Genomic DNA, 13,687 nt, shown 5'->3' on the forward strand with positions numbered 1-13,687 from the left:
AGTTTCCCGATGCATCCGTAGCTCAGCTGGATAGAGTACTCGGCTACGAACCGAGCGGTCGGAGGTTCGAATCCTCCCGGATGCACCATCTCTTACTTGATATCGTTTTTATAGCGGTATCAATATCGGCAGTAAAGCAAATTTCCCGATGCATCCGTAGCTCAGCTGGATAGAGTACTCGGCTACGAACCGAGCGGTCGGAGGTTCGAATCCTCCCGGATGCACCATTCTTTGTTTTGCACGATAATTAGCTTTTCCGATGCATCCGTAGCTCAGCTGGATAGAGTACTCGGCTACGAACCGAGCGGTCGGAGGTTCGAATCCTCCCGGATGCACCATTATCTCGAAATATCCATTCTCTCAAATTTCTCCCCCAGTTAATCTTTCTCTTTTACTCAATAAAATCTTCTTCACACTTTTCTGATTGGCAACCCATTCTTTCCACTATAATTTATCTCTGTGACACCCTTATTCTGGTGATCTGAGTGCAAGGAGAGAAATCCATGAAATGGTTCAAAGCAATGGCTGCGTCTTGTGCAGCGCTTCTGGTAGCTATCTCGCTGTCTGGCTGTGCGGGTTCTTCAACCAAGGAAAGTACCGGCGGCTATATCGATGATACGGTCGTAACCACTAAGGTGAAAACCGCGCTGTTTAGCGACAAACAGATTAAATCCAGCGAAATTAACGTACAGACCTTTAAAGGTCGCGTGCAGCTGAGCGGCTTTGTGTCGTCGGCGGCTGATGCAAAACGTGCGGTAGAAGTAACGCGCCAGGTACAGGGCGTGCGGGTTGTTGAAAACGACATGCAGATTAAATAACCCCGCAGCCAGCAATATTCAAAAAGGCACCCTTTCGGTGCCTTTGTCGTCTCTGCGGCGGGCAGCGACAATCTGCCCCTTTTACGATAAAGTAACGTCACGTTGGCGAAGGGTGAAAAGACAATGTACGAACGCTATGCTGGATTGATTTTTGATATGGATGGCACCATTCTTGATACGGAACCTACGCATCGTAAAGCGTGGCGTGACGTGCTGGGACGATATGGAATGCAGTTCGACGAACAGGCGATGGTTGCCCTGAATGGCTCTCCGACCTGGCGTATTGCTCAGGCGATTATTGAAAGCCACCAGGCCGATTTAGATCCCCATCTTCTCGCACGTGAAAAAACCGCCGCGGTAAAATCAATGCTGCTGGACTCGGTCACGCCACTGCCGCTTATTGAGGTGGTGAAGGCGTGGCACGGTCGTCGCCCTATGGCGGTCGGCACCGGTAGCGAAAGCGCCGTGGCTGAAGCGCTGCTTGCGCATCTGGGACTGCGTCACTATTTTGCGGCCGTTGTCGCCGCCGATCATGTTAAACAGCATAAGCCTGCGCCGGATACGTTCTTACTGTGCGCCGAATTGATCGGCGTGCCGCCTGAGCGCTGCGTGGTGTTTGAAGATGCCGATTTTGGGCTTCAGGCCGCTGCGGCGGCGGGAATGGATGCCGTTGACGTACGTCTGTTGTGAGTGAATTTCTGGCGCTGGGGTCGCTGTTTGCAAGCAGCTTCCTCAGTGCAACGCTGCTGCCGGGTAACTCCGAAGCCGTGCTGGTTGCGCTGCTGCTTTCGGGCGCGAGTAAGCCCTGGCTTCTGGTAGTAATAGCAACAATGGGTAATAGCCTTGGCGGGGCTACTAACGTTATTCTTGGTCGTTTTTTTCCATTACGCAAAACATCGCGATGGCAGGAAAAGGCAGTGGGCTGGCTCCGACGCTACGGCGCGGCGACGCTACTGCTGAGCTGGATGCCGGTTATCGGCGATTTGCTGTGCCTGTTGGCAGGGTGGATGCGTATTTCCTGGGGACCAGTACTCTTTTTTTTATGCCTGGGGAAAGCGTTACGTTACGTCGCAGTCGCGGCGCTGACGCTTCAGGGCATGACGTGGTGGCACTAATTGGATGGCAGGTGGAATATCGCATCTCCACGATGACAATTATGCTTAATAAAATGAATTCGACAGGCGGGAGGTCAATTTGATCCCGGACGTATCACAGGCGCTGTCCTGGCTGGAAAAACATCCTCAGGCTCTTCAGGGGATCCACCGCGGACTTGAGCGCGAAACGCTGCGTGTTAATGCAGATGGTTCTCTGGCAACAACCGGTCACCCGGAAGCGCTTGGCGCAACCCTGACCCACAAATGGATCACCACGGACTTTGCAGAAGCCCTGCTGGAGTTTATTACTCCAGTCGACGGCGACATCGACCATATGCTGACGCTTCTGCGTGACGTGCATCGCTACACCGCACGTCAGCTGGGCGACGAACGCATGTGGCCGCTGAGCATGCCTTGCTACATTGCACCGGGTCAGGAGATTGAGCTGGCGCAGTACGGCACGTCGAATATCGGCCGCCTGAAAACGCTGTATCGTGAAGGTCTGAAGAACCGCTACGGCGCGTTGATGCAGACCATCTCTGGCGTACACTACAACTTCTCGCTGCCAATGGCCTTCTGGCAGGCGAAGTGTGGCACCGACGATAAAGAGGCAATTTCAGCCGGTTATTTCCGTCTGATTCGCAACTACTACCGCTTTGGCTGGGTGATCCCGTATCTGTTCGGGGCGTCACCGGCAATCTGCTCTTCGTTCCTGCAGGGCAAACCGACCACGCTGCCGTTTGAGAAAACGGAATGCGGCATGTACTACCTGCCGTACGCCACCTCTTTGCGCCTTAGCGACCTTGGCTATACCAATAAATCGCAAAGCAATCTCGGAATTACGTTTAACGAACTGCACGAGTATGTGGCAGGATTAAAGCGTGCGATTAAAACCCCGTCGGAAGAGTATGCCCGTATCGGCCTTGAGAAGGACGGTAAGCACCTGCAGATCAACAGCAACATTCTGCAGATTGAAAACGAGCTGTACGCGCCTATTCGCCCTAAGCGCGTCACGCGCGACGGCGAGACGCCTTCCGATGCGCTGCTGCGCGGCGGTATCGAATACATTGAAGTGCGTTCACTCGATATCAACCCGTTCTCGCCAATTGGCGTCGACGAGCAGCAGATTCGCTTCCTTGACCTGTTTATGGTCTGGTGCGTGCTGGCGGATGCGCCAGAGATGAGCAGCGACGAACTGCTGTGTACGCGCACGAACTGGAACCGCGTGATTCTGGAAGGGCGTAAGCCTGGCCTGACGCTGGGCATTGGCTGCGAAACGGCGCAATTCCCGCTGACCAAAGTGGGTAAAGATCTGTTCCACGATCTTAAGCGCGTGGCGCAGACGCTGGACGGCATCAACGGCGGAACGGCATACCAGAAGGTATGTGATGAGCTGGTTGCCTGCTTTGATAATCCAGATTTAACTTTCTCTGCACGTATTCTGCGTTCTATGCTTGATGAAGGCATTGGCGGTACCGGCAAGGCGCTGGCCGAACAGTATCGTACGATGCTGCGTGAGGAGCCGCTGGAGATTCTGAGCGAAGAGGATTTTGCGAAGGAGCGTGATGCTTCCCGCGCACGTCAGCAGCAGATTGAAGAGGCGGATAACGAACCGTTTGAAGCACTGCTGGCGAGACACGCCTGATACAAAAGAAAAAGGCCACATCACTGTGGCCAAAATATACATCTCTGAATCAGGGATGATGATAACAAATGCGCGTCTTTCATATACTAAGACTGGCATGGGAACAAAGAGTTCAGTTTATTTTTAAAAAAATCACATTATCCTGAAGCGGAGCGCGGTGAATTGCATAAAGTTGAATCTATTCATGTTGTTAGGTGATTTGGTGGATAGAAAAAAAGTGCAGCACGCGTGAGCATGAAGGTGATATCGGAGGTTACGAAATGCCGTTGTTAGATAGCTTCACAGTCGATCATACCCGTATGGAAGCCCCAGCCGTTCGCGTGGCGAAGAAAATGAACACCCCGCACGGCGACGCGATCACGGTTTTTGACCTGCGTTTTTGCATTCCGAACAAGGAAGTGATGCCAGAAAGAGGGATCCACACTCTGGAGCACCTGTTTGCTGGCTTTATGCGTGACCATCTGAACGGTAACGGCGTTGAGATTATCGATATCTCACCAATGGGTTGCCGTACCGGTTTCTACATGAGCCTGATTGGTACGCCGGACGAGCAGCGCGTAGCCGATGCCTGGAAAGCGGCAATGGCAGACGTACTGAAAGTGCAGGATCAAAATCAGATCCCTGAGCTGAACGTATACCAGTGCGGGACTTATGAGATGCACTCCCTCAGCGAAGCGCAGGAGATTGCACGTCACATTATCGATCGTGGCGTGCGCATTAACAGCAATGATGAGCTGGCGCTGCCAAAAGAGACGCTGAAAGAACTGCATATCTAGTTTGTGCGTTCAGCAGGCTGATAAAACCCGGAACGCTCCGGGTTTTTTTATTGCCCGTCGTTCAGGCCGGATAAGGCAACGCCGACACCCGGCAATCTGCGCCGGGCTGCCTGATGGCGCCACGCTTATCAGGCCTACCGAGCATGCGGGAATTCAGGTCAAAAAAAAGCCAGCTCAACCGAGCTGGCTTTTTTCATCAGTGGGCGCCTCCGCCTCCACCACCCGCACCAAACGGCGGTCTGGCGAACCATACCAGGCCCAACAGGATGAGGAATATCCCGGCCGAAACCCAGAAGATTTCGTTGGCGGAGACAATCAGCCCCTGGTTGGTGATCTGCTGGGCTATCCAGCCGGAAGCCTGTTGCTGCGTCATGCCCATACCCTGTAGCTGATCGTACATCTGCTGGGCGTTCGGGTTGAACGGCGTCACGGATTCCGTCAGCTGCGCATGGTGCAACGCCTCGCGGTTGGTCCACAGCGTGGTGGTTATCGAGGTGCCGATAGAACCTGCTAGCGTACGGGTAAAGTTCGACAAGCTCGAGGCAGCCGCCAGACGCTCAGGCGGTAGCCCGGAGAGCGTGATGGTGGTCAACGGCATGAAGAAGCACGCCACGGCGAAGCCCTGAATAAACTGCGGCCATGCCGATGCGCCGAAGTCCATCCCCGGTTCGAAGGTATAAGCGCGCCAGTAGAAACAGACGGCGTACATAATAAAGCTGAAGGTGACCAGACGGCGCATATCCAGCTTGTGGGCAAATCGACCGATGATCGGTGACAGCAGTACCGGGATAACCCCGACCGGCGCGGACGCCAGACCTGCCCAGGTTGCGGTGTACCCGTAGACCTCCTGCAATAGCTGCGGCAACAGAACAATGGCGCCGAAGTAGAGCATATAGGCAAGGCTGATACACAGACAGCCGATGGTAAAGTTTCGCGACTTAAACAACGACAGATCGACTATCGGGTTATCGTCGGTTAGCTCCCAGACAATCAGGAAACTCAGCGATACCACTGCCACCACCGTCAGTACGACTATCTCGGTTGAGTTAAACCAGTCGAGCTCTTTACCCTGGTCGAGCATGACCTGAAGGCTACCAATACCCAGCACCAGCAGCGCCAGGCCAATACCATCAATACGCCGCTGCTCGGTCTTCGTTTCACGGCCACGCAGGCTCTGGAGGCTTAACAGCACGACCAGGGCACCGATTGGCACGTTGATGAAGAAGATCCAGCCCCAGTGATAGTTATCGCTGATATAGCCGCCAAGAATTGGCCCGCAAATAGGTGCCACAATCACCGTCATCGACCACAGCGCCAGCGCGACGGCGCGCTTGGCCGGCGGGTAGTTGTTGAGCAACAGACTTTGCGACAGTGGGATCAGCGGCCCGGCAACTACCCCCTGAATCACGCGGAAGAAGATCAGCATGCCCAGGCTGTTAGATACCCCGCACGCCCATGACGCAATGACGAAGGCGACGGTTGACCACAGGAACAGCTTCACCTCGCCGACGCGTTTTGCCAGCCAGCCGGTAATCGGAATGGAGATGGCGTTCGCCACCCCAAACGAGGTGATGACCCATGTCCCCTGGCTCAGCGATGAGCCAAGGTTACCGGCGATGGTCGGAATAGCCACGTTGGCGATGGTGGAGTCCAGCACCTGCATGAAGGTGGCTAGCGACAGCGCAATGGTCATAATGACCAGCTGCGCGCCTTCCAGCGGTTTTTGCTGTTGCATTACGCGCACCCCAGCATTAGTTGGCGTTGGCCTGGACGATGTCGTTGATCAGCTTGTTAACCGGGTCGAGGCTGATTTCACGCGCGTTACTCTCGTAAACCGGGCTGGTGCGGATCTGGTTAGCCAGCATCTGACCGTCACGGTTGGAGGTGTCCACTTTCACCAGCGTAGACAGACCAATACGCAGCGGATGTTGTTCCAGCTGTTTCTCGTCCAGCTCGATACGGACCGGCAGACGTTGTACCACTTTGATCCAGTTACCGGTGGCGTTCTGCGCTGGCAGCAGGGAGAAGGCGCTACCGGTACCCATATCCAGACCGACCACTTTACCGGTGTATTTCACATCATCGCCGTAGATATCGCTGACGACGGTGACCGGCTGGCCAATACGCATATGCGCAAGCTGCGTCTCTTTGAAGTTCGCGTCTACCCACAGGTTGCTGGCAGGCACAACGGCCATCAGCGGTGTGGTTGGGCTAATCTGCGCACCCGGCTGTACGGAACGACGGGAAACGTAACCGCTCATCGGGCTGACGATTTTGGTACGCTGCAGGGCAAGCCATGCGTTACGTACTTCGGTCGCCGCCTGACGAACCGTAGGCTGATCTTCAAGCTTAGTGCCGAGGATCATCGCCTGGTTAGCGTTGTACTGTTGAATTGCCACGTCCAGAGCAGCCTGCGCGCTGGTGACGGCGTCTTTGGCGTGTTGCAGCTCTTCGCGGCCAATCAGGTTGGCGTTGCCCAGCGGAATACGACGGTTAAGGTCGGTTTGCGCCTGAGCCAGCGTGGTTTTGCGAATATCGATATTCGCCTGCAGCTGCTTGTTGTTGATCATCAGCTGACGCATCTGACGGACGCTTGAGGCAAGCTGAGTCTGCGCTTTCTCAAAGGCCTGCTGAGCATCGGTCTGATCGAGGGTGACCAGTACGTCGCCCTGCTTAATATAGTCGGTGTTATCAGCCCAGACTTTGGTCACGCTGCCAGATACCTGCGCCATGATTTGAACCTGGTTACCTGCCACGTAAGCGTCATCGGTTTCTTCATAATGACGCAACACCAAAAACCAGTAGCTCCCATAGGCTACGGCAATAATAACAAAGAGCAAGGTCAACAAGATGAGGGCGCTTTTACGTTTGCCTTTCTTGTTGGCGGTTTGCTGCGGGGCTTGAGTCTCCGCATTTGCGCTCATGTGATTCTCCACATTCTTATTATTTGTTTCGGCTTAGCCGACCTGTTTTTCCTACCAGAAAGGCCAGCAGAAGTTATCTGCTGGCCTTTCATCTGCTTTTTTAACGCGGTGATATCAGCGCAGGGCATCCAGTACGGAACCATCTTCTTCCATCTGATCCAGACGGGTGAGGAGCTTGCGGGTGATATGTTCGAGCTGGTCTTTTTCAGCCAGGCTCAATGAAGACCAAAGCTGATGCAGACAGTGATGCTGAGGAGGCAGCACCTCGCGCAGGAACTCATGACCCTTTTCGGTCAACTGCAGGTGCAGACAACGGCGGTCATTGTCGCTTTCACGACGTTCAATCCAGCCGCGTTTTTCCAGTTCATCGGCGATACGCGTGGCGTTGGTGCGCGATGAACCCAGCGCGCAGCTGAGCTCGGAAGGCTGAATACTGTGATTTTCTTGAGACTCCAGCGTGATTAGCGCCATAAACAACGTCTCGTTAATCCCCTGAGCCTTCAGCATTTTATTACGATTGTCCAGCAGCTTGCCCTGCATGTGCATGCAAAGGCGGGTGAGAAGGATCTCCTGGAAAGGGAACTCTTCGCTGCGGCTGGCGCGGAATTTCAGCATTTGTTCAATGGGCGTAAACGAACTATCCATCTGGGCATTACCTCATTAGTTACAGTCGATATAGTAACGACAGTGACAAATAAAGTAAATGAATTATTGTCCGTAATTTATGTGGTTAGTCTATGACATAACGCTGCCGGATACGTAGACCCGGCAGCAGTGCCGTTATTCCGCTTCCTGGCGATGATAACCCCACCACCAGACTAGCAGGTTAGCGACGGCCATCAGGCTGCCTGCCAGGCATACGCCCAGCCAGCCGGCGTGCTGCCAGGCAGAGGCCGAAAGCAGCGAGCCCGCCGCGCCGCCGATAAAGTAGCTGGTCATATAGCCTGCGGTAAGGCGGTTACGGGCAGCCGGCTGTACGCGGTATATCACCGTCTGGTTGGTGATATGCACGCCTTGCACCATCAGGTCGAGCACCAGAATCCCGATGATCAGCGCGATAGCGGACGTATGCCCGTACCAGATAGCGACCCAGGATAGCAGCAGCAACACCAGACCCCAGGTGGTGGTCAGATGCGCTTTGCCTTTATCCGCCAGCCCGCCGACCGGACGCGCACCCAACGCACCGGCTGCGCCCGCCAGGCCAAACAGGCCGATAGTGCCTTCAGAATAGTTAAACGGTGTGCCGGAAAGCAGAAATGCCATCGACGTCCACAGAATGCTGAAGTTGGCGAAGGTCAGGCAGCCGAGCAGCGCGCGGGTGCGCAGCAGCTTGTCGCTGGCGAAGAGGCTAAAGATGGAGCCTAGCAGCTGCGGATAGTTAAGATGCGTCTCCTGCTTGAGCTTCGGTAGCCCGCGCCACAGCGCGAAGGCCAGCAGCACCATCAGCGCGGAGGCGACCCAGTAAACGGTGCGCCAGCCGCCGAGGCTTGCCAGCAGCCCGGCAACGGTGCGCGCCAGCAGTATCCCCAGCAGCAGTCCGCTCATCACCGTACCGACAACTTTGCCGCGTTTTTCCGGTGCGGCGAGGGTGGCGGCCATCGGCACCAGTAACTGGGCGACAACGGAGAACAGCCCGGTCAGTGCGGTACCGAGGATCATCATACCGAGCGAGCTGCTGCTGGCGGTGATCAGCATGCCGCCTGCGGCCAGCAGGGTCATGAAAACGATAAGCGAACGACGCTCGAACATATCCCCGAGCGGCACCAGAAACAGCAGCCCGGCGGCGTAGCCTAGCTGAGCGGCGGTGACGATAAAACCGGCCTGTCCTGCGCTAAGCGAGAAGTGGCGGGCGATGGTCTCCAGCAGCGGCTGCGCGTAGTAGTTACTGGCAACGGCAAGGCCGGTAGCGACGGACATTAAAACGATCAAAGCCGGGCTAAGCCCGTGAGCAGGTTTAGTCATGGTATTGAGAAAGTAAGGAAAGATGCGGTCGATAATAACGAAAGGCGCGGGGGAGGGGGGAAATGATGCGTAGCGGATTGTGCTTTTTGGCGGAGCGGTGTTTTCCCGGCGCCGCGTTGCTCGGCCGGGCTACCATTCAGTGCTGCGGTCATGCCGGATGGCGCTGCGCTTATCCGGCCTACTGTCGTGCTGCTGTTCCTGTAGGCCAGATAAGGCAAAGCCGCCATCCGGCAATCGGTGGCGGCTCTGGTGCCTTCCCGGTGTCAACCGGAGGCATCACATTTTATTTCTGCGCGGCCAGCGCTTCTTTCACCCAACCATCAAATACCTGCTGGTGGGCTTTGATCCAACCGTCGACCTGACCCTGCACGTCGGCTTCTGACGCTTTACCGTCATGCATCATGGCGTTCTGTGCGTTGATGTCGGACAGCGGCAGCTTCATGATGGCAAACAGCTTCGCCGCCGCCGGGTTTTTCTCGGCCCAGGCTTTGTTGGCCACAATGTGCATGGTGCTGACTGGGAAACCGTAGTTTGCGCCGTTAGACAGCTTGGTATCGATGTTTTTCTGTACGCCCGGCAGGGAGGAGAACGGCACCTGCAGCCAGACAACATCTTTACCCGGCTTCAGCACATCGCTTACCCAGTAAGGCGTCCAGGTGTAGTACAGAATTGGCTTACCTTCTTTAAAGCGGGTGATGGTATCGGCCATCATTGCCGCATAGTTACCCTGGTTATGCTCGACCGATTTGGTCAGATCATAGGCCTCCAACTGGTGGTTAATCACCGCTTCACAGCCCCAGCCAGGGTTACAACCGGTCAGATCGGCTTTGCCGTTACCGTTGGTGTCAAACAGCCTGGCAATCTTAGGATCTTTCAGCTGTTCAATATTGGTGATGTGGTATTGGTCGGCGGTTTTTTTATCAATCAAATAACCCTGCGCCGCGCCGTTAACCAGTGTGCCTTCACGATAGAATTTCTTGTCGCCACCGGCGGCAGCGTACATATCATCATGCAGCGGGATCCAGTTGACGGCGGTGAAGGTGGCATCACCCGCGGCCAGTGAGGTGTAAGCCACGTTGTAGTCGACTTCGTTCGGCTTATCGACGGTGTAGCCCAGTTTTTCCAGCGCGCGGCTCACCAGCAGCGTCTGGAAGGTCTCTTCGGAGAGGGTGCTCTGCACCGGCTGAACGGTGATGCCTTTCCCTGGGAGGTCGGCGGCGAAGGTGCTGGCTGAAACCAGCGTAGTGAAAGCGGTAGCTAAGACGAATGAGTGTCGCATCGTTGTTCCTTTAATAGTGATTGTTGCGGAGCATTGGCCCGACGGCTGTCGGGCCAATACGATGGTTACTTAGAGAAGGGGCGCATCAGGAGGCCAACCGGGCCGGTATTGAACCAGCGACGGTTGCCTTTGCTGCGAGAATCGCGGCCTACGGCCTGGGTCAGGCGGTCGAGAATAATCGCGAGGATAACGATCCCGACGCCGCCCACGGTGGCAAGGCCCATATCCAGACGGCCGATACCGCGCAGTACCATCTGGCCCAGGCCGCCAACGGCGATCATCGAGGCGATAACCACCATCGACAGCGCCAGCATCAGCGTCTGGTTCACACCGGCCATAATGGTCGGCATCGCCAGCGGCAACTGCACTTTGAACAGCATCTGGCGCGGGCTGGCACCGAAGGAGCGCGACGCTTCGATAAGGTCGGCCGGTACCTGGTTAATCCCGAGAATGGTCAGACGCACAATCGGCGGCAGGGCAAAGATAATGGTCACCACCACGCCCGGCACGTTACCGATACCGAACAGCATGACGATCGGCACCAGATAGACGAATGCAGGCGTGGTCTGCATCGCATCGAGCAGCGGCCGGATAATCTTCGATGCCCGCGGACTGCGCGCCAGCCATATGCCGAGCGGCAGGCCTATCACCACGCAGAACAGCAGCGCGGTCAGCACCAGGGCCAGCGTAATCATCGCCTGCGACCACGCGCCGATAGCGCCGATAGCAATCAGCGAAATCAGCGTCGCAATGCCCATACCGAAGCTGGAAATCTGCCAGGCGATCAGAGCGAAAATAATAATCGCCACCGGCGCAGGCATCCCCAACAGCAGTTGCTGGAAGGCACTCAGGATATAATCGACGGGCACACGAATGCCCTGGAACACCGGGCGGAAGTGCGTGACTACCCAGTCGATCCCCTGCGTCACCCAGCTATCAAGCGGGATCAGCGTCTTATGGAACGGGTCCATAATATTGAAGTGCTCCGGTTGCGGTGCTGGCGCGTTATGCAGCCAGTCGGCGCCGCCGCCGGACGGTGCTGATGCTGGTGAACCCCAGGCATCGGCGGAGTTAGCTGCGCTATCGGCAGCCGGTGTGGTATCCCACGGATTTGATTGATCAGCCATTGTTTGTTGCCCCCTCGCGATCTAATGCCTGTAGCAGCATTCTTTTTGAAATAACGCCGACGTACTGCTGTTCTTCTCCAACAACCGGTACGGCGCAGGGTGCATGACCCACGTGAGAGAGTAATTCGCTGAGCGGCGTCTGGGCATCGACGGCCAGCGGCTCGTCAATTAATGCCGCCTCGATTCCCTGATTCGCCTTTAAGGCTTCCTTCAATGAGTCGATGGAGACAATGCCAACAAACTTATTACCGCGTTCGATGACGTAACCATATTCACGGTCATCATCCTGTAATAATTTCAATGCTGAACGAGGGCCGAAACCTGGCGTTTTACGGATAAGGCCATCCGGATTACGACGGGCAATATCTTTAGCGCTAAAGACCTGGCTAATATCCACGCCACGGAAGAAGGTGCGGACATAATCATTGGCCGGATTATTCAGAATTTCATCAGGCGTGCCAACCTGTACCACTTCGCCATTTTGCATAATGGCAATACGGTCACCAATTCGCATCGCTTCATCGAGGTCATGGGAAATAAAGACCACGGTGCGCTGATGCTTCGCCTGTAATTTTACCAACTCATCCTGCATCTCGGTGCGGATTAATGGGTCGAGCGCTGAGAAGGCTTCATCCATTAATAGAATGTCGGGGTTGATGGCGAGCGCGCGGGCTAAACCGACGCGCTGACGCATGCCGCCGGAGAGTTCGTCCGGGTAACCATGAGCGTAGTTCTCAAGGCCAACCTGACGCAGCGCATCCAGCGCTTTCTCCTGACGTTCCTGGGCGGGAACGCCGGCGAGATCCATGCCGAAGGCGGTATTTTCCAGTACGCTCATATGCGGCATTAGCGCAAATGACTGGAATACCATCGCGATTTTTTTACGGCGAACTTCCCGCAGCTCGGCATCGGATATTTTGGCAATATCCATACCGTCTATCAGCACCTGACCGCGAGTCGGTTCTATCAGACGATTGAGAAGGCGTACCATGGTGGATTTGCCAGAGCCAGATAACCCCATGATGACAAATATCTCGCCTTCTTCAATGGCCAGACTGGCGTCTTTAACGCCAAGTGATAATCCAGTTTTATCGAGAATTTGCTCTTTGGTAAAACCTTTCTCGATATATTTAAATGCTCGCTGTGGGTGCTCGCCGAATATTTTATAAAGATTCTTAACTTCTAATTTAACTGCCATGCAATATGCGATTTCCTGTTTTTAGTTTATGTCGATATGCTACCTGATGAAAATAATGACCTGTTTATACCCTAGCATACTGAGACGATGTGACAACCCTCTATCCGTTTTCAAATGAAATAACCAATAGGGTGATATCGCCGCCATTTCCCATGATATAAGGGCTGAGGGCAAATTGACGCTGATTGATTTTTTTAAGAATTTTGATAAGAAATTTGGTTGAGATCTTTAAAAAGGCATGAATATTGCCTGGGAATTCACGACCGAATTTCGCACGATATTTGTATGATGATGGTGATTTTTTAAGAAATATCCGGGTAATCACCAGGGGGATATTTGGCAGCAAAATGGAGAGTAATAGAGGAAAATAAACGCCCGCAAATAGCGATTATTTGCGGGCGTTTTTTCACTACATACGCATACTGACGGCAAGGCGGTTAAAGGCGTTCATCAGGCTGATGGCGAAGGTCATATCGCTAATCTGCTCGGCGCTGAAATGAACCAGCAGGGGCTGGTACACGCTGTCTTCCGCGCGGTTTTCAGCGATGTGGGTCAGATCTTCAGCCCAGGCCAGCGCTGCACGCTCGGCGTCGCTGAAGTGATTGCTCACTCGCCATCCCGCCAGCGCATCCAGCTTCACCTGGTCCACGCCAGACTTACGCAGCGCTTTGCTGTGCATCTCCAGGCAGAAGGCGCAGCCGTTAATCTGCGACACGCGCAGGTAAAGCAGTTCCAGCAGGGGGCGCTCCAGCGAGCTTTTTTCCAGGGCGATGCTGGCCTGAACCAGCCCGGCATAGACGTTCGGGCTCAGTTCACTATAGTGTTGGCGTAATGCAGTCATATTGTCACTCCTCGTTCAAGATG

13 protein-coding genes and 3 tRNA genes are annotated in these 13,687 nt (G+C 54.8%); 8 read left to right on the top strand and 8 right to left on the bottom strand.

The features are described from left to right. Positions 1-11: 11 nt before the first annotated feature. The 8 genes from V6940_RS17480 to luxS all read left to right on the top strand — a co-directional run bounded on the left by V6940_RS17480 (position 12) and on the right by luxS (position 4,333). Positions 12-88 (top strand) — tRNA-Arg (locus tag V6940_RS17480). Between the two features lie 62 nt (positions 89-150). Further along, positions 151-227 (top strand) — tRNA-Arg (locus V6940_RS17485). A gap of 34 nt (positions 228-261) precedes the next feature. After that, positions 262-338: transfer RNA gene (locus tag V6940_RS17490), tRNA-Arg, on the top strand. Between the two features lie 165 nt (positions 339-503). Beyond that, positions 504-818, top strand: a complete 315-nt coding sequence (locus V6940_RS17495) for a BON domain-containing protein (RefSeq protein ID WP_035897502.1) — start codon at positions 504-506, stop codon at positions 816-818. A 123-nt stretch (positions 819-941) separates the two neighbouring features. Then, positions 942-1,508: a fructose-1-phosphate/6-phosphogluconate phosphatase gene (gene yqaB / locus V6940_RS17500; protein ID WP_333496710.1), complete on the top strand. Its 567-nt coding sequence runs from the start codon at positions 942-944 to the stop codon at positions 1,506-1,508. Next, on the top strand, positions 1,505-1,933 hold the full coding sequence (locus V6940_RS17505) for a YqaA family protein (protein WP_185668706.1): 429 nt from the start codon (positions 1,505-1,507) through the stop codon (positions 1,931-1,933). Before yqaB ends, V6940_RS17505 begins: the two co-directional genes overlap by 4 nt. Positions 1,934-2,012: 79 nt before the next feature. Continuing rightward, positions 2,013-3,557 (top strand): glutamate--cysteine ligase, encoded by a 1,545-nt coding sequence (gshA, locus tag V6940_RS17510; RefSeq protein WP_185668707.1) that lies wholly within the window; start codon positions 2,013-2,015, stop codon positions 3,555-3,557. A 260-nt stretch (positions 3,558-3,817) separates the two neighbouring features. Next, complete coding sequence (gene luxS, locus V6940_RS17515) at positions 3,818-4,333, top strand: S-ribosylhomocysteine lyase (protein ID WP_185668708.1); 516 nt, start codon at positions 3,818-3,820, stop codon at positions 4,331-4,333. Positions 4,334-4,529: 196 nt separating this feature from the next. Here the strand turns inward: luxS and emrB are convergent, their stop codons facing one another. The 8 genes from emrB to V6940_RS17555 all read right to left on the bottom strand — a co-directional run bounded on the left by emrB (position 4,530) and on the right by V6940_RS17555 (position 13,664). Further along, on the bottom strand, positions 4,530-6,068 hold the full coding sequence (gene emrB, locus V6940_RS17520; RefSeq protein WP_333496711.1) for a multidrug efflux MFS transporter permease subunit EmrB: 1,539 nt from the start codon (positions 6,066-6,068) through the stop codon (positions 4,530-4,532). Between the two features lie 16 nt (positions 6,069-6,084). After that, positions 6,085-7,257 carry a multidrug efflux MFS transporter periplasmic adaptor subunit EmrA gene (gene emrA, locus V6940_RS17525; RefSeq protein WP_185668711.1) on the bottom strand — a complete coding sequence of 391 codons (1,173 nt, stop codon included), beginning with the start codon at positions 7,255-7,257 and terminating at the stop codon, positions 6,085-6,087. Positions 7,258-7,371: 114 nt separating this feature from the next. Further along, positions 7,372-7,902, bottom strand: coding sequence for a transcriptional repressor MprA (gene mprA, locus V6940_RS17530; protein ID WP_185668712.1), 531 nt, complete (start codon positions 7,900-7,902; stop codon positions 7,372-7,374). Positions 7,903-8,037: 135 nt separating this feature from the next. Then, on the bottom strand, positions 8,038-9,219 hold the full coding sequence (locus V6940_RS17535) for an MFS transporter (protein WP_333496712.1): 1,182 nt from the start codon (positions 9,217-9,219) through the stop codon (positions 8,038-8,040). Positions 9,220-9,502: 283 nt separating this feature from the next. Further along, positions 9,503-10,498 carry a glycine betaine/L-proline ABC transporter substrate-binding protein ProX gene (gene proX / locus V6940_RS17540; RefSeq protein ID WP_333496713.1) on the bottom strand — a complete coding sequence of 332 codons (996 nt, stop codon included), beginning with the start codon at positions 10,496-10,498 and terminating at the stop codon, positions 9,503-9,505. 65 nt (positions 10,499-10,563) lie between these two features. Then, positions 10,564-11,625, bottom strand: a complete 1,062-nt coding sequence (proW, locus tag V6940_RS17545) for a glycine betaine/L-proline ABC transporter permease ProW (protein WP_333496714.1) — start codon at positions 11,623-11,625, stop codon at positions 10,564-10,566. Next, a complete protein-coding gene (gene proV / locus V6940_RS17550; protein ID WP_220440948.1) occupies positions 11,618-12,823 on the bottom strand; it encodes a glycine betaine/L-proline ABC transporter ATP-binding protein ProV in 1,206 nt (401 codons plus the stop codon). Before proV ends, proW begins: the two co-directional genes overlap by 8 nt. 409 nt (positions 12,824-13,232) lie before the next feature. Beyond that, the gene (locus tag V6940_RS17555) at positions 13,233-13,664 is read right to left on the bottom strand and encodes a carboxymuconolactone decarboxylase family protein (protein ID WP_333496715.1); all 432 of its coding nucleotides are present in this window, start codon (positions 13,662-13,664) and stop codon (positions 13,233-13,235) included. Positions 13,665-13,687: the final 23 nt, after the last annotated feature.

Source organism: Kluyvera sp. CHPC 1.251, assembly GCF_036759945.1.
In the GTDB taxonomy this organism is placed as follows: domain Bacteria; phylum Pseudomonadota; class Gammaproteobacteria; order Enterobacterales; family Enterobacteriaceae; genus Kluyvera; species Kluyvera sichuanensis.